The 19,624-nt window shown below is 68.5% G+C and carries 18 protein-coding genes; 8 read left to right on the forward strand and 10 right to left on the reverse strand.

Annotation, left to right across the window (positions count from 1 at the left end):
- Nucleotides 1-157: 157 nt before the first annotated feature.
- From E9536_RS23930 to E9536_RS23945, 4 genes are all read left to right on the forward strand, one after another.
- Nucleotides 158-595: a hypothetical protein gene (locus E9536_RS23930; RefSeq protein ID WP_027792746.1), complete on the forward strand. Its 438-nt coding sequence runs from the start codon at nucleotides 158-160 to the stop codon at nucleotides 593-595.
- A 114-nt stretch (nucleotides 596-709) separates the two neighbouring features.
- Nucleotides 710-1,159 (forward strand): GNAT family N-acetyltransferase, encoded by a 450-nt coding sequence (locus E9536_RS23935; protein ID WP_136470935.1) that lies wholly within the window; start codon nucleotides 710-712, stop codon nucleotides 1,157-1,159.
- A 137-nt stretch (nucleotides 1,160-1,296) separates the two neighbouring features.
- Nucleotides 1,297-2,715, forward strand: a complete 1,419-nt coding sequence (locus E9536_RS23940) for an HD domain-containing phosphohydrolase (protein WP_027792744.1) — start codon at nucleotides 1,297-1,299, stop codon at nucleotides 2,713-2,715.
- Nucleotides 2,716-2,793: 78 nt separating this feature from the next.
- On the forward strand, nucleotides 2,794-4,608 hold the full coding sequence (locus E9536_RS23945) for a histidine kinase (protein WP_136470937.1): 1,815 nt from the start codon (nucleotides 2,794-2,796) through the stop codon (nucleotides 4,606-4,608).
- Here E9536_RS23945 and E9536_RS23950 read toward each other — a convergent pair.
- From E9536_RS23950 to E9536_RS23960, 3 genes are read right to left on the reverse strand one after another with little or no spacing between them, the layout of a single operon-like run.
- Complete coding sequence (locus tag E9536_RS23950; protein ID WP_136470939.1) at nucleotides 4,571-6,274, reverse strand: cobalamin biosynthesis protein CobT; 1,704 nt, start codon at nucleotides 6,272-6,274, stop codon at nucleotides 4,571-4,573. The genes E9536_RS23945 and E9536_RS23950 overlap by 38 nt on opposite strands.
- A 4-nt stretch (nucleotides 6,275-6,278) precedes the next feature.
- The gene (locus E9536_RS23955; protein WP_136470941.1) at nucleotides 6,279-7,481 is read right to left on the reverse strand and encodes an AAA family ATPase; all 1,203 of its coding nucleotides are present in this window, start codon (nucleotides 7,479-7,481) and stop codon (nucleotides 6,279-6,281) included.
- Between the two features lie 30 nt (nucleotides 7,482-7,511).
- The gene (locus E9536_RS23960) at nucleotides 7,512-7,772 is read right to left on the reverse strand and encodes a hypothetical protein (protein ID WP_136470942.1); all 261 of its coding nucleotides are present in this window, start codon (nucleotides 7,770-7,772) and stop codon (nucleotides 7,512-7,514) included.
- Between the two features lie 172 nt (nucleotides 7,773-7,944).
- Between E9536_RS23960 and E9536_RS23965 the strand changes: the two genes are divergently transcribed.
- Nucleotides 7,945-8,520, forward strand: coding sequence for a GNAT family N-acetyltransferase (locus E9536_RS23965; RefSeq protein ID WP_247873500.1), 576 nt, complete (start codon nucleotides 7,945-7,947; stop codon nucleotides 8,518-8,520).
- 269 nt (nucleotides 8,521-8,789) lie between these two features.
- Here the strand turns inward: E9536_RS23965 and E9536_RS23970 are convergent, their stop codons facing one another.
- Together E9536_RS23970 and E9536_RS23975 are read right to left on the reverse strand one after the other, a co-directional pair.
- Nucleotides 8,790-10,007: an ATP-grasp domain-containing protein gene (locus tag E9536_RS23970; protein ID WP_247873501.1), complete on the reverse strand. Its 1,218-nt coding sequence runs from the start codon at nucleotides 10,005-10,007 to the stop codon at nucleotides 8,790-8,792.
- Nucleotides 10,008-10,049: 42 nt separating this feature from the next.
- Nucleotides 10,050-10,994, reverse strand: a complete 945-nt coding sequence (locus E9536_RS23975; protein WP_136470943.1) for a hypothetical protein — start codon at nucleotides 10,992-10,994, stop codon at nucleotides 10,050-10,052.
- 167 nt (nucleotides 10,995-11,161) lie between these two features.
- On the opposite strand from E9536_RS23975, the gene E9536_RS23980 reads away from it, so the two are divergent.
- Nucleotides 11,162-12,037, forward strand: coding sequence for a LysR family transcriptional regulator (locus E9536_RS23980; protein ID WP_059675392.1), 876 nt, complete (start codon nucleotides 11,162-11,164; stop codon nucleotides 12,035-12,037).
- Between the two features lie 61 nt (nucleotides 12,038-12,098).
- Here the strand turns inward: E9536_RS23980 and E9536_RS23985 are convergent, their stop codons facing one another.
- Entirely contained in the window at nucleotides 12,099-13,367 is a 1,269-nt protein-coding gene (locus tag E9536_RS23985) for an ATP-grasp domain-containing protein (protein WP_136470944.1), read from the reverse strand.
- A gap of 51 nt (nucleotides 13,368-13,418) precedes the next feature.
- Entirely contained in the window at nucleotides 13,419-14,852 is a 1,434-nt protein-coding gene (locus E9536_RS23990; protein ID WP_136470945.1) for an MFS transporter, read from the reverse strand.
- Nucleotides 14,853-15,288: 436 nt separating this feature from the next.
- On the opposite strand from E9536_RS23990, the gene E9536_RS24000 reads away from it, so the two are divergent.
- Both E9536_RS24000 and E9536_RS24005 read left to right on the forward strand, forming a co-directional pair.
- Nucleotides 15,289-16,407 (forward strand): TauD/TfdA family dioxygenase, encoded by a 1,119-nt coding sequence (locus E9536_RS24000; RefSeq protein WP_060063766.1) that lies wholly within the window; start codon nucleotides 15,289-15,291, stop codon nucleotides 16,405-16,407.
- A gap of 109 nt (nucleotides 16,408-16,516) precedes the next feature.
- A complete protein-coding gene (locus tag E9536_RS24005; protein ID WP_136470947.1) occupies nucleotides 16,517-17,455 on the forward strand; it encodes an ABC transporter substrate-binding protein in 939 nt (312 codons plus the stop codon).
- 28 nt (nucleotides 17,456-17,483) lie between these two features.
- Here the strand turns inward: E9536_RS24005 and E9536_RS24010 are convergent, their stop codons facing one another.
- The 3 genes from E9536_RS24010 to E9536_RS24020 form a co-directional block, all read right to left on the reverse strand.
- On the reverse strand, nucleotides 17,484-18,374 hold the full coding sequence (locus E9536_RS24010; RefSeq protein WP_080981943.1) for an AidA/PixA family protein: 891 nt from the start codon (nucleotides 18,372-18,374) through the stop codon (nucleotides 17,484-17,486).
- Nucleotides 18,375-18,439: 65 nt separating this feature from the next.
- The gene (locus E9536_RS24015) at nucleotides 18,440-18,943 is read right to left on the reverse strand and encodes an inclusion body family protein (protein ID WP_027792733.1); all 504 of its coding nucleotides are present in this window, start codon (nucleotides 18,941-18,943) and stop codon (nucleotides 18,440-18,442) included.
- A gap of 297 nt (nucleotides 18,944-19,240) precedes the next feature.
- A complete protein-coding gene (locus tag E9536_RS24020) occupies nucleotides 19,241-19,624 on the reverse strand; it encodes a GtrA family protein (protein WP_136470949.1) in 384 nt (127 codons plus the stop codon).

The following is a 19,624-nucleotide window of genomic DNA, read 5'->3' on the forward strand; positions in this document are numbered from 1 at the left end:
CGAGACACGTGCGTCATACGGCTCGGGTATGCTGGACGAATGCCGGGCGGATGAACGGGCAGGACCGCAACACGGCACGCCACACCACACCACACGCGATCGCATCGCAACCACCGGCCGCACCGGGCCGATTTCAACTCAGGAACAGGGATTCGACATGGCGGAACTGGACAACGAGCTGTATGAGCGCATCGGCGCGCTGAGCGACGCGGGCGATGCGTTGATGGAAGACGGCGACTACGAAGGCGCACTGGAGAAATTCCGGGCGGGATTCGACCTGCTTCCCGAACCGAAGACCAACTGGGAGGCCGGAACGTGGTTGATGGCCGCGATCGGCGACGCGAATTTCCTTCAAGCGGACTACGCGGCCGGGTGCGAGAATCTCGGCCAGGCGATGCACTTCCCCAACGCGATCGGCAACCCGTTCCTGCACCTGCGGCTCGGCCAGTGCCAGTTCGAACTGGGCAATCTCGACCGCGCGGCCGACGAACTGATGCGCGCATACATGGCGGGCGGGCCGGAGCTGTTCGAGGACGAGGATGCCAGGTACTTGCGATTCCTTGCCACGCGTGCGGAAGGCATCGAGACGCCCTGACGCGCGCTGTGGGTGCCGGCTGGCGGCCGGAATCGCGAGCAGGCTTTGGCGGCCGCGCCGCGCCGCGCCGCGCCGCGATGCCTGGCGTTTTCTCCACGTGTGCACGACCTGCTCATGAGCCTGACCTTTCCCCTCGCCGCCCAATCCGATGCCGAAACACTGGTCGCCATTCGCATCGCCGCGATGCGCGACAGCCTCGAGCGCATCGGCCGCTTCGATCCGCGGCGTGCGCGCGAGCGCTTTCTCGCGTCGTTCGACCCGGCGTTATGCCGCTTCATCGAAGCCGATGGCGTGAACGCGGGTTTCTTCGTGGTTCGGCCGCAGGAAGACCACTGGTTGCTCGACCATCTGTACATCGTGCCCGCGCACCAGGGAAAGGGCATCGGCGCGGCCGTGCTGCAGCGGATCTTTGCCGAGGCGGACGCGCAGCGCGTGCCCGTGCGTGTCGGCGCGCTGCGCGGCAGCGATTCGAACCGCTTCTATGCGCGGCACGGCTTCATGCAGGCCGACGAAGCGGAGTGGGACATCTACTACGTGCGCGAACCGGGTTCGGCGACGGCGTAGATCGCACATGCCCGCGCGTCGTGACGACGCATGCGGGGTGTGATCCGGGTGAGCGCATCAGCGTTTTCCCGGATATCGAATGCGCGGCGCATGCCGATGATGCAGAGAGAATATAACTACATGATCCGAGGCCAATCATGACGACATCTGCAACAAACGGACCGAATGCGGTATCGCCTGAAACGACCGGGGCGGCAGCGACATCCGACGACGCGGATGGCGTGCCGTCGATCCTGCTGGTCGACGACGAGCCGAGCGTGCTGTCGGCGCTCCGGCGCGTGTTCCGGCCCGCCGGCTACGAGATCCTGACCGCGGAAAGCGGCGAGGCCGCCCTCGAGGTACTGGCGTCGACCGAAGTCGACCTGATCGTGTCCGACATGCGGATGCCCGGCATGAGCGGCGCGGAGTTCCTGGCCCGTGCCCGGGCGCTCTACCCGGACACGATGCGTATCCTGCTGACCGGTTATGCGGAGATCGCGTCGGTCATGCAGGCCGTCAACGAGGGCGGCGTCTATCGCTACCTGAACAAGCCGTGGGACGATCACGACCTGCTGCTGACCATCGAACAGGCGTTGGAGCAGCGCCGTTTGCGGCACGAGGCGGCGCGGCTCGCCGCGCTGACGGAAGCGCAGAACGAAGCGCTGCGCCGTTTCAACACGGAACTCGAAACGCAGGTTCGCGCGCGCACCGAGGAACTCGGGCAGACCGTGATGTTCCTCGAAGCCGCGCAGCGCGACCTGAAAAGCAGTTTCACCGCGATGGTCCAGGTGTGCGCGAGCATGATCGAGATGCGCTGCGGGTCGGCCAGCGGTCACGCGATGCGGGTCGGCGAGATTGCGCGACGGCTCGCGCTGGCCTCCGGGATGAGCGAGCTGCATGCGCAGGACGTCTACTTCGCGGGGCTGCTGCATGGCATCGGCAAGCTGTCGCTGCCGGACGAATTGCTGCACAAGCCGCTCACGCGGATGACGGCGGAAGAGCACGGCCTGTTCCAGCAGCATCCGCTGCGCGCGCAGATGGTGCTGACGCCGGTCGCGCAATTGCACAAGGTCGCGTCGATCGTGCTGCACCAGTACGAGCGCTTCAACGGGCGCGGTACGCCGGACGGGCTGGCCGGCGACTCGATCCCGCCCGGCTCGCGGATCGTCGCGATCGCGCGCGATTTCGAGGGGCTGCGCAATGGCGACATCGGTGCGCCGCATTCGGTCGAGCAGGCGCTCGACGCAATGCGTTCGCAGGCCGGCGTGCGTTACGACCCGCGCATCGTCGAAAACCTGGCCGAACTGATGCGGGACCCGGCAAGCCTCGGCATCGCGGCGTCCGTCGCGGAGATCAAGTCCGCGCAGCTGCGCGAGGGGATGCAGCTCGCCGACGATCTGCGCACGCATCGAGGCGTGCTGCTGATGACCAAGGGCAGCGTGATGTCCGCACACCAGATCGAGCTCGTGCGCCGCTTCGAGACACGCGAGGGGACGGCGTTCGACATCCTCGTGCTGGCCGGCCAGGCGGCGAAGCCGGCGCAGGGCGTGCCGAATGCCGGCGCGGCGCCTGCCTGAGCCCGGACGCGCGGCCTGACGGCCGCGGTGCGCACGCGCGCCGCGGCAATGCACTCACCTCGATTCGAGCGCTCGATCATGCACGGCACCTACAATCTTCCGCTCGTCCTGCTGTCGGTCGCGATCGCGACGCTGGCCTCCTATACGACACTCGACCTCGCCGCCTTCATTTCGCTGCTCGACAACCCGAAGCTCAGGCGCATGTGGCTGGGCGGCGGCGCGGCGGCGATGGGGACGGGCATCTGGTCGATGCATTTCGTCGGCATGCTCGCGTTCTCACTGCCGATTCCGCTCGGCTACGCGTTGCCGGATACGGGCGCGTCGCTGGCGATTGCCGTGCTCGTGTCGTACTTCGCGCTGTATGTCGTCACGCGCGCGCGGCTGGGCTGGCGGCGGCTGCTCGCGGGCGGCGTGCTGATGGGCGGCGGGATCGCCGGCATGCATTACGCGGGGATGGCCGCGATGCGCATGGCGCCCGGCATTCGCTACGATGCCGTGCTGTTCGCCGCGTCGATCGGCATCGCGGTGATCGCGTCGACCGCCGCGCTGTGGATCGCGCAGGCGCTGCGCGCGCGGCAGGCGCGCCATGCGACCGCCCAGCGCGTCGGCGCGGCCGTCGTCATGGGCGTCGCGATTACCGGCATGCACTACACGGCGATGGCGGCCGCGCATTTCGCGCCGGACGCGCGATGCGGGGCCGCGAACGGGGTCGACACGCCGTGGCTCGCGACGACCGTCGCGCTGTTTACGACGGGAACCCTGGTCGTCACGCTGTTGCTCAGCCGATTCGATGCGCGCACAACCTTCCTGCGCGGGATGACCGATACGCTCGAGCGGCTCGTGCGCTTGCGCACCGTCGAACTGGAACGCGCGCTGCACCGCTACGAACAGACGACGGCGATGCTGCAACGGACACGCGAGAACATGGCGACCGAGATCGACGAACGCAAGGCCGCGCAGGCGCGGCTCGAACAGGAGAAGGAGGAGCAGCGGCGCCTGTTGCATGCGCTCGAGGAAACCCACGTGCAGCTGCTGCAGTCGGAAAAGCTCGCGTCGATCGGTCAGCTCGCGGCCGGTGTCGCGCACGAGATCAACAATCCGATCGGGTTCGTCAGCGCGAACCTCAATACGTTGAAGACGTGGGTGCGCAGCCTGCTCGACGTGATCGCCGCGCATGAAGCCGCGCTGCCGCAGCTCGACCCGGCCGCGCGTGATGCGCTGACGGCACTGGGCCGCGCGGCCGACCTCGACTACGTGCGCGGCGAGATCGCGACGCTGATCGACGAGTCGATCGACGGCGCGTTGCGCGTGCGGCGCATCGTGCAGGACCTGCGCGATTTCTCGCGCCCGGCCAGCGACGAGTGGAGCGTGGTCGATCTTCGTGCAGGGCTGGAAAGCACGCTCAACGTCGTCCACAACGAACTCAAGTACAAGGCCGAGATCGTGCGCGACTACGGCGACGTGCCGCAGGTCGAATGCCTGCCGTCGCAGTTGAACCAGGTCTTCATGAACTTGCTGGTGAACGCGGCGCAAGCGATTCCCGAGCGCGGCGTGATCACGATCCGCACGTCGAGCGACGGCGAGCAGGTGTCGATCGCGATCAGCGATACCGGCACGGGCATGACGCCCGATGTCGTCCGGCGGATCTTCGATCCGTTCTTCACGACGAAGCCGGTCGGGCAGGGCACGGGGCTCGGCTTGTCGGTGTCGCACGGGATCGTCGAGCGCCATCGCGGCACCATCGACGTGACGAGCGAACCCGGGCGCGGCACGACCTTCTGCGTTCGGCTGCCGATCCGGCGGGCCGGCGGAAACGCGAACGAAAGCGCGAACGAGACTGCGGCCGTGGCGGAGGTTAGCGCCGGTCCAGCAGCGTATCGCTCAGGACACTGAACGCCGCGGCCGGCAGCTCGTGCAGATGCTCCACCACGCTGCTGACCGGATAGAACGCTTCGACCGAATCGTCGAGAATCCCGACGCCGATCAGTTCGACGCGCCGCTCGCGCAGCGCATCGACGCGTGCGCGCAGGTCGGTGCGCAGGATCGCCGGGTTGCCGTCGCCGGTTGCCGGATAGCCGTCCGACAGCACCATCAGGATCCGCCGCCGCGCACGCTGCGCCAGCAGCCGTTCGGCGGCCCAGATCAACGCCTCGCCGTCGGGATTCTCGTGGCCGCATTCGATGCACGCGAGGCCGCTCGGGTTGTCGGAATCGAAGCGCTTGTAGACGCGCAGGTCGAGCCGTTCGACGAAGCGGTTATAGCCGAACGTGTCGCGGCCGGCGTCGATCCAGCGCTGGTAATGCGCGCGCATCGCGGCGTCTTCGACGGAGCTGTAGCCGAGCGCCTCGCACGCGAAGCCGAGCTGCATCAGCGCATCGCACAGCGCCGCCGCGCACAGCCGGGCGAGCTCGATCTTCCTGCCGGCCATCGACCCGCTGCAATCGATCAGCAGGCTGACGGCCGCGTCGCGCCCGGGCGCGGCGCGCCGGACACGGAACGGCGTGCGGTAGCCGGGCGACGTGACGAGGCGGGCGAGCGCCATCCGGTCGAGTTCGCCGCGCTCCTGTTCGCGCTTCCAGCGCGTCTGTTCGTCCACTTTCAACGCGCGTTCGAGTCGCAGCTTGAGCGGCTCGGTCTGCGCGCGGGCCGCGCTTCGCTGGCGGTGCCAGCGCGCCGCGTCGCCCTTGCCGGTGAAGTCCGTCACCGTGTCGAATGCGGTAGTCAGCGGGACCGACAGCAGCGGCCGATGGTCCGCGGACAGGCGGATCGTGCCGGGTGCCGCATCGCCCGGCGTCGGTGATGCCGTGGACGATTCCGTGTCGGCGATCGCGCCCGCGCCCGATTCGGCCGAAACCGGCGCACGTGCATCGTCCGGCGCGCCCGGTCCGTCCGATTCGAATTCGGCGGCGACGCTGTCGCTGTCGATCGTGCTGCCCGGATCGGCCGTGAACATCATGTTGTTCGCACCGGCCGAGGCCAGCGCGCGGACGCGCTCGACGATCCGGTGCGCGGTACGGATGCTGTCGGCCGTCGAAGTCGCGGCACGCGCTTCGTCGACGAGATCGTCCGACGCGGCGAGCGTCGCGTCGAGCGACGGGATGCGCTCGATCGTGGCTGGCGGTTCGTCCCACAGCGCACGCTCGATGCGCCATACGAGCCTGTCGCGCCACGCCATCCGTGGCCAACGTCGAAGCGTATCGGCGGCCGACGCCACCCGCATTTGCCGCAGGAACGTCATCGCGCCGGGATAGCGCGCAACGAGGTGGCCGGCCGCGCGCCGGTCGTCGATCGCCTGCGCAATCGCGCGCACCGCGGGCGACGCCAGCTCGGCAACGGCATCGATCGCGCCGAAGCGGACACGCGCCGCGTGGAGATCGACGAGGCCGACGATCGCGTCGTCGTCGACGTCGCCCGCGAGCAGCGTGTCGGGCAGCACCAGCAGGTCGCGCTGCGCGAGCGGGCCGTGGCGCGCGAACCGTACCTCGATGCCGTGTCGTTGCGCGAGCGTGCGGGCCAGCCGGGTCAGGTGGAGCGCGCGCGCATCGTCGTCCCGGTCCATCGCGTCAGGCCCCGACGTCGATGTAGTGGCGAATGATGCTGCGGATCAGGTCGGCGTCTTCCGCGCCGACCTTCGCATAGATCGTCGGGCCGGCGGCCGCTTCGGGATCGCCGGTGCGCAGCATCAGGTCGGCCCAGTCGATCAGGCGCCGCGTCGAGAACGCGCTGGCCAGATCCTCGCGGACGAACGCGGCGCGGCAGTCCGCCGCGATCGCCGCGAGCGTGCCGGCCATCGCCTCGGTCATGGCCGCGCCGAACGTGCGCTGCAGCACGCGCGCCTCGTCGGACGGCGGCAGGTAGTCGAGGCGGTACACGCGCCAGCGGTCGAGAAACGCCTCGTTCATCACGTTGGCGCCCTGGTACAGGTGGCGGAACTGCCCCATCGCGCCCGCCGCGTTGGCGGTCGCGAACAGCCGGAACGACGGATGCGGGACGACGATCTCGTTGCCTTTCTCCTTGAGCAGCAGGCGTCCGGCCGGTTCGAGCACGGCGGTGAGCACCGCGAGGATGGCCGGTTCCGCGAAGTCGATCTCGTCGACGATGAGCCACAGCCCTTCGCGCATCGCGGTCGGCAGCACGCCGTCGACCCAGCGGGTCTCGCCGCCCTTGACGGTCCAGAACCCGACGAAGTCGCCGACCGTCGTCTGCCCGTTCATGTTCGAGCGCAGCACACCGTGGCCGCCCAGCGCGGCGGCCTGCTCGATCAGGCTCGTCTTGCCGGTGCCGGTGTGGCCGATCAACAGGATGCGCCGGTTCTCGACGATGTCTTCCAGCACGTCCGTCGCGCGCGCGGTGAACAGGTAGGCGGGGTTCCGGGGCGGCACGAGCGGCCCGCCCGGGCCGCGCGGCATCGGCACGCCGCCCACCTGCACGACGTGCGCCGCATCGCCGGTGGCCGCCGGCCGCGATGCGTGCGCGTGTCGGAGGTCCTGCATGAACCGGTCGCGATGCGCGGGGGCCGCATGGTCGCCCGTTTCGCGCCGGACGAAACCTTCCTGGATCCACTTGTGCAGCTTCGCATCGAGGTTGTCCGCGTCGACGACCGTATCGACCGACGTGCTGCCGTCGGGACGATGATGCTGGATGCGGTACATGTGCGCGCGTTCGGAGCGGCTGACGATCCATTGCCCGGCGGACGGGTCCGCCAGTTGCCGATAGACGCCGAGTACCGACGGGGCGGAGGGAGTGGGGTCAGCGGGTGCGTTCATGGTGGCGAGCGAGAGTGGGCGGCCGGCGCTTCATGCCTTCGATGCGTCGCGACGATTGTATATTTTTGGCGCGAAGGGCGACATGCGCGCGGGAATCGTTTCGTTTCCTTTCGTTTCGATGCGGCGCGGTGTGTAGCAGGCGGCGCGTCGGCCTGCCGTCATCACGTGATGGCCAGGTGTAATGCGCCGCAGCATGATCTTTCGGCACCCTCGCCACGGAATCGAAACGCTTTTTCGGTATCGATCCGTCTGCAACGCCGCGACGCGTTGCAGTCCGTCGGCAACCTCCATGCGCGTCATCGTCGCTCGACACCTCGCCTGACGCCGACCTCCGGGGCGTGCGACGAAGCCAACCCGTCACGTTGGATCGTGGGCCGTCACGCCTTGATCAACAGGGTGGAATTTCAGTACCGTAGCAGGCTTGATCGCCAGGCTCTCATCGCGCCTCCCCGGGTAGCCCGGCGTGACATCCAACCATGCGCCGGTCGTCGATGCCGGCGAAGGAGTGTTGAACGTGACGGTGACAGGAACGGACGAGCGGGTGATCCGACGTGCCAGCGCGCTGGATGCGCCGGCCGTGCTGGAGATCTTCGATGAAGTGATTGCGTGGTTCGTCGACATCGGCAACGACGGGCAATGGGGGCGCGAGCCCTGGTCGACGCAACCGAAGCGGATTGCGCTCGTGACGGAAGCCTGTGCGCTGCCCGACGCGTGGGTGGCGGAATCGCCCGACGGCCGCATCCTGGGCGCCTTGATCCTGGGCGAATCGATGCCCTACGTGCCGCCCGCGACCGAGCCGGAAATCTACGTGAGGGTGCTGGTTGCGTCGCGCGATGCGCGGGCGCGTGGTGTCGGCCGGCGGCTCATGGCCTTTGCGGATGAGCGCGCCCGGGCTGCCGGGGTGCAGCGCTTGCGGGTGGATTGTTATGGGGGCGGGACCGGCGCGCTGGTGCGCTTCTACGAGTCCTGCGGGTATGAGCGAATGTCGACCTTCGACGTGGACGGGTGGCCGGGGCAGTTGTTGGGGCGCAATCTGTAACGGTGCGGGTCAGCCGCTTCGCATGCGACGCATCAGCCGACGCTCGATGCGCCGCCCGTGAAAAGGCTGCGGTACCGGTCGGCAGTGTAGCTTTGCCGAATCCGCCACGTGGTATTCGCCCGTTTCCGCGCGGCGTGATGTGGACGGGTGGCCGATTCCGCTTTGCCGCTCCCGGTTTCCAGTGTGATGACGGTTTGAACGCGCGTGCCGGTCAGCCGGGCAGGCCGGCACGGCGCCTGTCGAGTCGGGCGCTTGTCCCAACCGTTCCGTCAGCCGGAAACGGCCGGTGGTGCGACAGACGCCCGGTGGGCCGACGAGCCGGGATGCGCGGGCGTCTCGTGCACATCGTGCGCAACCGGCAGCGCAACCCGCACATAAAGAAACGCACGCCGCTCGCGATCGGGCAACACCTGCGGCCCGTAGCTGATCGTGACCGTGCCGTCGCGGATCTCGCCCGCCTGCGCGAAACGCCAGGCGCCGGGGTCGCTGTCGAGCAGGAATTCGGCGCGCGCATACGCGAGCGGTTCGAACCGCTCGGGAATCGCGACCGGGCGCCCGTCGAGCTTGTCGAGCAACGCTTCGGCCACGTCGAAGCCGTAGCCGTCGCGCACGATGTCGCAGATGAAGCTGCCGGCGATGCGCGGATTCAGTTCGATCACGTGCGGCACGCCGTCGTGCACGATGCAGTCGAGGTGCACCGGCCCCCATGTCAGCCCGGCGGCCGCCGTTGCGCGCGTACCGACGTCGATCAGCGCGCGCAGCGTCGGCGTGTCGAGATCGAGTTCGGACGTATAGCCGCGTTCGAGAAAGCCGGCGCCATGCCGCTTCAGCTTGCGCATCGCGCCGACATAGCGCCCGTCGAAATACTCGACGCAGTATTCGCTGCCGCCCAGGAATTCCTCGATCACGATGCGCTCGGTCGCAAGCGCCTGTGCATCGACTCGAGCGGCGGCGAGCGCGTCGAGTTGAGCGCGCACGTCGGCGATGTCCTCGCAGCGCCGCACGCCGTCGCTCGCCGAGCCTTCCGACGGCTTGACGACGACCGGGAAACGCAGCGGAGCGGCCGCGGCTGCGAGTGCCGCCGGCGCGGCCAGCGTGCCCGTGACGAATTGCGCGGCCGGGATGCCGTGCGCGGCGAGCAGTGCCTTCTGGTTCGACTTCGACACCGCGTGCGCGACGTGGCGCGCATCGGGGCCGGGCAGGCCGAGCGCGTAGGCGACCGATGCGGCGGTGCGCGCATAGGTGTCGTGCGCAGTCGTCACGCGCAACGTGTCGATCTCGTCCGGATAGCGCGCGCGCAGCCAGCCGGCGAGCAGTGCGGCATCGGGTTCGAGATGGATCGTCTCGACGCCGTCCGGAAAGACGCCGTCCAGACTGTGACCGGGCGCGGTGATGACGGTCACGGCCGCCTGGCGGGCGAGCGCGCCGCGCACGAGCGCGAGGCTGCTGCCGGTGGCGCGTGCGCCGATCACGATGAGTCGCTTCATGCTGGATCCTTGATCGGTGAAGAAGGGGGCGTCGCGTGCCGGTCAACGTGCGCGCCGGCGCAGGCGCTGTGCCTCGAGGCGCGGCAGCAGATGCTGGACGACGCGCGGGAGCGTGTAGATCGGCAACTGCGCGCACGTGAACACGAGCGCCATGGTGGGCGTCGCGGCGAGCCCGAGCGCGGCCCACATCAGGCCGACGTTGCGATTGGCGACGATCAGCGCGACATTGAGCCGTGTGCGGACGTCGCCGGGCGTGAGCCCGTACGCGATGATCTGGAAGCCCGCGTTGACGGCGAACGCGAGTGCGATCGCGGTCAACGCGCGGTGCGGCGCGTCGATGATCGATTGCTGCATGCCGGCCATCGTGCCGAGCGCGAACACCAGCAGCGCGGCGACGACGGTCGCATCGATCGGCGTCGCATAGCGGTCGAGCCGGGACCCCGCGAACCGCCGCACGAGCAGCGCAACGCCCTCGGCGCTGCCGATCAGCAGCGCGAGCCGCAACGCGAGATTCAACGGCGAGATCGACACGGCCGCATCGTGGCTGAACCAGGCCGTCAGCAGCGGCGCGGTGAGCGGGACGAACACCATCGACGCGAGGGTCGCGACGAGCGCGACGCTGGCGTTGAGCGACAGCATCCGCGCGATCGTCGACGTGCCGCTCGACGGCGGCGCGCAGTACGCGATCACGAGCGCGACGACCCAGTCGTACGGCATGCCGGCGAGCCGCGCGGCGATGCCGAGTGCGACCGGGCACAGGATCATCGTCGCGGCGGGCAGCAGCAGCGACACGGCCGGCCGCCGCGCGACCGCGCGCACGGCGCTCGGCTCGACGCGCAGCAGCGTGCCGAGCACGAACAGGAACACGGTGACGGGCATCAGCGGCCGCGCGAGGTCCGCGAGCGGCGGCACCAGCAGCCCGAGGCCGACGCCGCCCGCGAGCACCGTCGGGCCGCGCCGCACCAGCGCGGCAATCAGCGTGCGCACGGGGGCGCCTCGGGCCGGTGGTGAACGGCGGCGAAGCCGGGGCAGGCGGCGGATGGCATGCAGTTTCCTCGAAAGGGGGCGGGCCGGTACGGGATATCCGTCAGGCTATTCCTGATTATTGGCGAAGTAAAATGATATAAACTGCATCGGTAACAAGAGATAGTGATATGAACATTCCTCTGCTCGAAACCTTCCGGGCCGTCGTTCAGGAAGGCAGCGCGCTGCGCGCGGCCGAACGGCTCGGCTGCACGCAGTCGAACGTCACCGCGCGCCTGCGCCAGCTCGAGGAGTCGCTCGACGCGCCGCTGTTCGACCGGCACGGCAAGCGGCTGGTGCTGAACGACGCGGGGCGCCGGCTGATTCCGTATTGCGACCGCATCCTGCGCCTCGTCGACGAAGCGACGCAGGTGGTGCGCGAGACGCCGGTCGCGCGCAGCTTCCGGCTCGGTTCGATGGAAAGCACGGCGGCCACGCGGCTGCCGGCGCTCGCCGCCGCGTTGAAGGCGCACGATCCGGCGCTCGGCCTCACGGTGCAGATCGGCAGCGAGCCGGATCTGGCCGACGCGCTGCTGCGCGGCCGGATCGACGCCGCACTGACCGCGCGCGCGGTCGTCCGGCCCGGGTTGCGCTACGAGCCGGCGTTCGCCGAAGAGATGGTGCTGGTGAGCGCGGCCACCGTCACGCGACGGCAGGTACTGGCCGACAACACGGTGCGGCTGCTCGCGTTTCACGACGGCTGTCCGTATCGCGCGGTCGCGGAGCACTGGCTGAAGGCGCGCGGCATCGCGATCGGGTCGGTGGCGTCGTTCGGCACGTTCGGCGCGATCCTCGGCTGCGTGGCAGCCGGCATGGGCGTCGCGATCCTGCCGAAGCGGATCACGACCGAGCACGTGGCGCGCAAGGAGCTGCGGACGCACGCGTTCGACGATCTCGACAACGTGACGACCTATCTCGTCACGCCCGAAGAAGCGCCCGCGCTGCCCGAGCTCGACGCATTGCGCGCGGTGCTCGGCCGGCAGGCGGGCGCGCTGCTCGCGCGTTAGCGGAGTACAACGCAAGCGCACCGCACCGCATGCGCGGCGCCGATCGCACCAAGCGGAGACACTAGGCGGACTCGACCGCCCGTTCGTCCGCGAAGAAGTCGGCCTCGATCTCGCGGATGCGCCGGCAATCCTCGAGCAGGCGCTCGAACGTCGGGCTGTAGAGGCCGACCGTGCCGAGCGCCGTCTGCAGGTCGGTCGTCACGCGCAGCGTGTCGCCCACCTTGGCCCATTGCTTGAGCCCGACGAACGACGGCAGCGCCTGGATCGCCTGCCAGGTGAAGTCCTGCCGGAGCACGCCGTTGCGCGACGACAGCAGCAGCACGTGCCCGCAGTAACCGCGGAAATCCGTCGGCGCGGCGGCTTCGCCGAACAGCCGCTCCGGATGCAGCACGGCCTCGACGGCGGCCGATACGTGGTTCTCGCCGCTGACCGCGCTCGTCAGCCGCGGATCGAGGCTGCCGTGCAGCCGCGCGTTCAGCTCGACGATCGTCGGGCCGTCGGCCGTATCGAACAGTTCGAGATGGGTCGGCCCGAAGCGGACTTCCAGCGCGTCGAGCACGTCGGCCGCGTAGTCGAGCAGCGGCGCGTAACGCGGGTCGGCGTGATTCAGCACCAGCATCTTGTCGAGCCGCGGTGCATGCGTGCGGTCGCGGTGCACTTCCCACAGGCTGACCACCCGATGGCGGCCTTCGAAGGATACCGAATCGACGATATATTCCTGCCCCTCCGAATAGCTCTGGATCACGATGTCGTCGTTCGGCTGGTTGTAGAGCGAACGGGTGGCGAGCACGTCGCGTGCGGCGGCCTCGACCTGGTCGAGTGTCCGGCAGATCTTCACGCCGGCCACGCCCGCGCTGCGGGCCGGCTTCACCACGAGCGGCAGCCTGCCGTGCGCGCGCGCCCAATCGAGCGTGGCGTCGACCGACGTGCTGTGGAAGTGGGCCGGTGCGCGCAGGCCGGCCTGGCGGATGCGCTCGTTCATCACGTACTTGTCGCGGCGCGCGGCCGAGGTCGCGAGCGGATTGCGGTACGGCACGTCGAGCCGCTCGGCCAGCGTGTCGGCCAGTTCCAGCGCCGCGTCGAGGCCGTGCAGCACCGCGCCGATCCGCAGGTCGGCCAGCTGCGCGAGCGTCGCGTCGAGGTCGCCGCGATGCTGGACCTGGCGGATGTAGTCGGACGGGACGAACTGGTTCCGGTAGATCTCCGGCAGATCGGGGTCGCTGATCACGTGCGCGCAACGGATGCCGTAGGCGCGAAACGCGGGCGCCAGATAAGCGGCTGTCGACGCGCCGTCGACGATCAGGACGGTATCGATGAAACGATGCGGCATGGATTCCTCGCTGGGCTGTGGGATCGGTTGAAGGAGGCGGCCGGTGCGGGATCAGGCCCGCGTGCCGGATTCGGGCGCATCGCCGGGCCAGCGTGCGGCCAGCACGATGCAGACGGCCACGAGCACGGCCGCGACGGCGAATGCGTGTGCCGCGCCGGCCACGATCGCGGCGCCTTGGCCCGCGACCAGCGCGCCGAGCGCCGCGACGCCGACGGCAGCGCCCACCTGGCGCGCGGTATTGAGGATCGCCGACGCGGTGGCCGAGCGGCCGGCCTCGACGCTGCCGAGCAGCGTCGACGTCAGCGCGGGAATCGCGATGCCGCCGCCGATCGCCATTGCCGCGAGCCCCGGCGCGAGCAGCGCATACGGGGTATGCGCACCGAGGGTCCGCCACAGCCACACGTAGCCCGCGAGCGATACCGCAAGCCCGACGATGACGGTCGCGCGGAATCCATGGCGCACGGCGAGGCGCGCGCTCGCGATGTTGGCGAGCATGATGATCGTGAGCGGTGCGAGCGCGAGCCCCGATTCGGTCGCGGTGAAGCCGCGCGCATTCTGGAAATAGAGGCTCAGCGAGAAAATCAGCCCGTAGAACGCGGCATTCGTGATCGCGCCGATCGCGAGCACGCCCGGCACGCGCGCGATCCGGAAGAACGCGAGCTGCAGCATCGGCGCGGCCACGCGGCGCTCGATCGCGACAAACAGCGCGCCGAGCGCGACCGACGCGGCCAGCGCGCCGGCCGCATACGGGTCGCCTGGCCCCTGCGCGCCGGCCCGGATGATCCCGCCCGTCAGCAGCGCGAGCACGAGCACCGCGACGAGCTGGCCGGCCGGATCGAACAGCCGCGTGCGTGCGGCGGCCGAATCCCGCACATGGCGCACCGTGACCCACAACCCGGCCGCGCAGATCGGCAGATTGATGAAGAAGATCGCACGCCAGCCGAGCGAATCGATCAGCAGCCCGCCGAGCGTCGGCCCGGCCGCGCTGATCGCGCCGCCGGTCGCGCTCCACCACGCGACGGCCCTTACGCGCGCGGCGGCATCGTTCGCGCACGCATGTGTGATGAGCGCAAGCGACGTGGGCAGGATCATCGCGGCGCCGACGCCCTGCGCGACCCGCGCGGCGATCAGCGCGGCCAGCGACGGCGCGAGCGCGCAGCCGAGCGATGCCAGCAGGAACAGCGCGAGGCCGTACGCGAACAGCCGGCGGCTGCCGAAGCGGTCGGCCAGCGTGCCGGACGTCAGCAGCAGCGCGGCGAACGACAGCGTGTACGCATCGACGATCCACTGCAGCCCGTGGACGCTCGATCCGAATGAATGGCCGAGGCTCGGAATCGCGACGTTGACGACGGTCACGTCGAGCTGAACGATCGCGAAGCCGAGGCTCGCGGCCGCGACGGTCGGGAGGATCGCGCGCAGCGACGTGCGATGCGGCGGTGCGATGGCGGCCGGCGCGCCGCCGAGCGCCGGAGCGCGTTCGCTCATTGCGGCCTCCGTGCCGGGTGGCGCGCAAGGCAGTACGCGGGCAGGGTCACGTCGTGACCGGACGAACGGCGCAGCAGGCGGAATCGGGTCATCGGGCAGATTTCCGTAGGGCGGAGGAAGGGCGCCGGCTGCCGATCGACGGCCGGCCGCATCGTCGAATCCGACAGAAAACTAGCATCGACCTGCTAACGAATATAAATAATAACCAGCGATTTTTTAACCACTTTTCGTGTTAAGGCGTGGTGCGATCGACGCTGCCTGACGCCGCCGGGATTGCTGAACTTATATCGAAAATTTTTGTTTGCAATCGACTTAATATCATTTCGCAATGCAATGTCGGTCTCCTAGTCTTGTCGAGCGCTGCGCCCCGAGGACGGCAACGCGCGGCGGCAGTGCCATGCCGCTCTTCGAACCCCGATCTTTATACGAGAGACCTATGACCTATCTCGCAGATGAACGCATCGTCTTGACGGCAGCGGAGTCCGGTCACATCCGGAAGACGCTCGGCGCACTGGCCTACGATCCGGCCGGCGGCGCGGGCTACATCAGCGCGGTGCGCAAGCTCGCCTACAACGCGTTTCCCGACCGGATCGTCGACGCGTTCGATCGCGCGAAGGCACCAACCGCCGACGCGCACGGCTCGATCGAGATCGACAACCTGCCGATCGACGACGACGTGAAGGGCAGCCCGAGGTTCGAGGAGACCGGCCGCTCGTTCAAGGCCGGCGTGTTGAGCGAGAACGTGCTGGTCGCCCTGAGCACGCTGGCCGGCGAGCCGTATTCGATCGCGCACGAAGGCCGCGAGCTCGTGAACAACCTCACGCCGCACAAGGCGACCGCACGCGACTATACGGGCCTCGGCTCCGAGGTCGAGCTCGATTTCCATATCGAGAACGCCGCGCAGGCGCACATGCCGGAAGGCGACACGTCGCCGTTCGCGTTGCTGCTGCTCGGCGTGCGCAGCGAAGCCGGCGGCGGCCCGTACACGCGGCTCGCCGACGCGCGCCGCGCGCTGCAGCTGCTGTCGCCGGACGACATCGCGCAACTCTACGGCGAGCACTACATCATCCGCGTGCCGTACCGGTGGCGCGGCGCCGCGCCGACGCCGCGCGACAATACCGACCTGAGCGCGGTGCTGTCGGGGCCGCTCGACGCGCCGCGCGTGACGGTCGCGTTCTATCCGGACATGGTGCTGGCGGTCAATGCGCGTGCGCAGGAGGCGCTGGCCAACCTGTATCGCGCGGTGCGCGAAGTGTCGTTCGGCGTGCAGGTACAGCCCGGCAAGCTGGTGCTGATCAACAATCATTTCACGCTGCATTCGCGCGACCGTTTCGATCCGCAATACGACGAGAACGACCGGGCATTCCGCTGGGTGCAGCGCGTGTTCGTCGCGCGCAGCCTGTGGAACTTCCGCGCGTTCACGCCCTTGCAGGCGCGGGTCTTCGATCCGAAGGCGCTGTATGCGGGCGACGCGCACGCGACGCGCCCGTCGCCGGTCGCGCAACCGGCGACGCAACGCGCGGCCGCCGCCGAACTCGAGGCGACGCCCGCGTGAGCGTACCGGGAACGCCGGGAGGAGAAGGGCGGCGAACGGGCGGTGAGCATCGTTCGGCGCCGCCCGCGTTCGGCACACGCTTCGTCAAACATCAAGGAATCCGGAAGACATGAGAAGAACAGCAATTCCCGCAGCACGCATCGCTCACACGCTGGCCGCCGTCCTGATCGGCGTCAGCGTCGCCGCGCAGGCCGCGACGTTCGACCTGAGCCCTGAGCAGCCGGGCCGGCAGCGCGGCACCGTGAACCCGGCGGTTGAGCAGGCATTGCCGGCCGGCTACCGGTTTGCCGAAGCGGGCACGTTGACGATCGGCATCGCGCCGAACCTGCCGCCGCTCAGCACCTATGCGACCGATGCGCGAACGGTCGTCGGCTTCGATCCCGATCTCGCCCAGCTCGTCGCCGACAGCATCGGCCGCAAGCTGAAGATCGTGCCGCTCTCGTGGGCCGACTGGCCGCTTGCGCTGCAGTCCGGCAAGGTCGACGCGGTGATCTCGAACGTGACGGTGACCGAACAGCGCAAGGAGAAATTCGACTTCTCGACCTACCGGAAGGATCAGCTCGGCTTCTACGTGAAGAACGGCAGCCGGATCGCGTCGATTCGCGAGCCGAAGGACGTTGCCGGGCTGCGCGTCGTGACCGATTCGGGCACGAACCAGGAAAAGATCCTGCTCGAATGGAACCGGCAGAACCTCGCGCGCGGCCTCGCGCCGGTCGAGATCCAGTACTACGCGGATGCGGCGGAGCGCTGGGTCGCGCTGCAGTCGGGGCGCGTCGACACGATCTTCAGCGTGAACTCGATGCTCGCGTACCAGGCATCGCTGCGCGGCGACGCGAAGCTGATCGGCACCGTGAGCGGCGGCTGGCCGCGCACCGCGGACATCGCGATCACGACGCGCAAGGGCAGCGGCCTCGCCGATCCGCTGACGGTCGCGATCAATGCGCTGATCGCGAACGGCAGCTACCGGAAGGTGCTCGGCCGCTGGAGTCTCGACGCCGAAGCGATCGACCGGTCGCAGACCAATCCGCCGGGGCTGCCGCGCACCTGAACCACCCGGGCGCCGATCGCCGCGATGCTCAGGTGATCGGCCACTGCAGGATCACGATCCCGTCGTTGTAGTCGGCATCGGCGCCGTCTTCGGCGCCGAGCCAGCCGAGCCAGACGGTGTCGCCCGCGGACAGCGGCGCGAGACGCGCGTCGGTCGCGGATTTTCTGCCGTTGGCGAACGCGTCGATCCGGATCCTGCCGCCCTTCGAGTTCAGCGTGAACAGTCTGACGCCGTCCTCGCTGTTGCCGACGAACGACGCGGCCGGTTCCGGCGCATCGTCGATGAAGAGCCTGAGGTCCTGCCGGTCGGCGGCATTCGCGTAGAAGATCGCCTTGAACGCGGTATCCGGCGGCAGCGTGAAGTTGCCGTTGCGATCCGACGACGGCTTGAAATCCGGCTGTTTCGCGGCCGGCTGGCCGGCGCCGATCTCGATCGACGTTTCCCAGCGGAAATAGCCCGACACGGTGCCGTCGCGGTCGAACACGGCGAAATCGGCCGTGCACGTGGTGGCGCCCGCGGCCAGCACGTCGCTGCGCCAGTAGTGGTCCTTCATCGGATGGCATGGCGGATGCAGCAGGTCGTCGGCATCGGGTACCGGCGCGGCCGCGTCGCGTACTTCGGCTTCGAACGGCGCGACGATGCCCGCATCCTTCAACGCGAACCGGACGAACAGCACGCTCGCCTCGGCGCGCAGTGCCAGCGCGGTCTCGCGCAGGCGCAACTGGTCGCCCGGCGACAGCCCGGCGAAGAGCCGGCTGTCGTTGTGGCCGAGCTGCGCGGCGTCGCCGGGGCTCACCACGTAGAGGTGCCGGCCGTCGATCACGGTCGGCGCGTCGGGGTCCCGGCTCGCCTCCGGGTAGGCCGACAGCAGCGTGACGGCGTCGACGATCACGAGCACATCGGAACGAAGACCAGGCATGAGCGCTTCCTCCGCAACAAGGGGTTGATGCGGGCAGCCGCCGCGCGGCCGCCCGCCTGCCGCGATCAGTTATGGATCGAGATGAACGGATCCCACGAGAAGCAGCCCTGGCTCTGGCAGTTGCGATCGATGATCTGGAACTGGAAGTGGTAAGTCACGCGGCCGACCTTCAGGCATTCCGACGACCAGTAGTAGTTCGCGACCTTCTGGCAGGTCGGCACCTCGGGCTTGCTGGTGTTCGGCACCGGGATCGACGCTTCCGCGACGCGCGGCGTCGGCGTCGAGATCAGTTCGTTGCCGACGTTGCCGATGAACTTGTAGAACACCACTTGGTTCTCGAAGCCCAGCGACAGGCTCGTTTCACGCCAGCGGATCAGGTCGCCGACCTGCGCCTTCAGGTCGAGTTCGCCGCCCGCCTGCCCGGACACCACGTTGTCCTGGTTGGTGACCATGTACACGTGCTTCCAGTCGATCAGCGTCGGGCTATTCGGATTCTTGCTGGGATTCGGATATTTTTTGAGGATGGTTTCGGTATCGAAAGAGACGAGCACATCGGTAACGCGTGACATAGAAGCTCCCGTTTGAATGAATGGGAATTATTGTTGCGCGAATTTCGTCGCGCAGCCGCCATTGCCTTGTCCTGCAAGGCTCGTCGCCGTTCGACGCCCGTGCTGGCGAGATGGCGAAGGCAGATTATCCCGTTCGGTTGTTTCTGGAAGCTGTAAAAGTAAACAGGGTATTTAATTTGTTTCTGGCGGTAATTTTAAAATCGGAATCAATCGGATTCATGCGTGACATAAATATGCCGACATTGAATCTGTTAATTGAATGGCCGATTATTTTCGGGGGGCGGCGGGAAGGGGCGTTCAACGATAGGTCCAGAGCCGGTGCAGCAGGAACGTCGTCGGCGGAATCAGCAACGCGATCGCGACGATGCTCATTGCGCGGGACACGTCGAGCGCTTCGGCCGCACGCGCGAGCAGCAGGGTTTCGACGAAGCCGGCGAGCGTGACCGCGAGAAAGCGCACCGCGTTGCGCGTGCGCACCGTCGACGAAAAGCTCCACAGCGTGTTCGCGAGATACGAGAACGCCGTCGCGCAGAGGAACGCGATCGTGTTCGCCGTCACCAGCGTCGCGTCGAACCGTGCGAACAGCGCCGCCGCGACCAGCGTGTGGAGCGCGGTCGAGCAGAGGCCTGACACGCCGAAGCGCACGAGGCGCGTACGCTCGGCATCGAGCAGGCCGATCAT

It is taken from the genome of Burkholderia sp. LS-044 (genome assembly GCF_004803625.1).
Lineage (GTDB): Bacteria > Pseudomonadota > Gammaproteobacteria > Burkholderiales > Burkholderiaceae > Burkholderia > Burkholderia cepacia.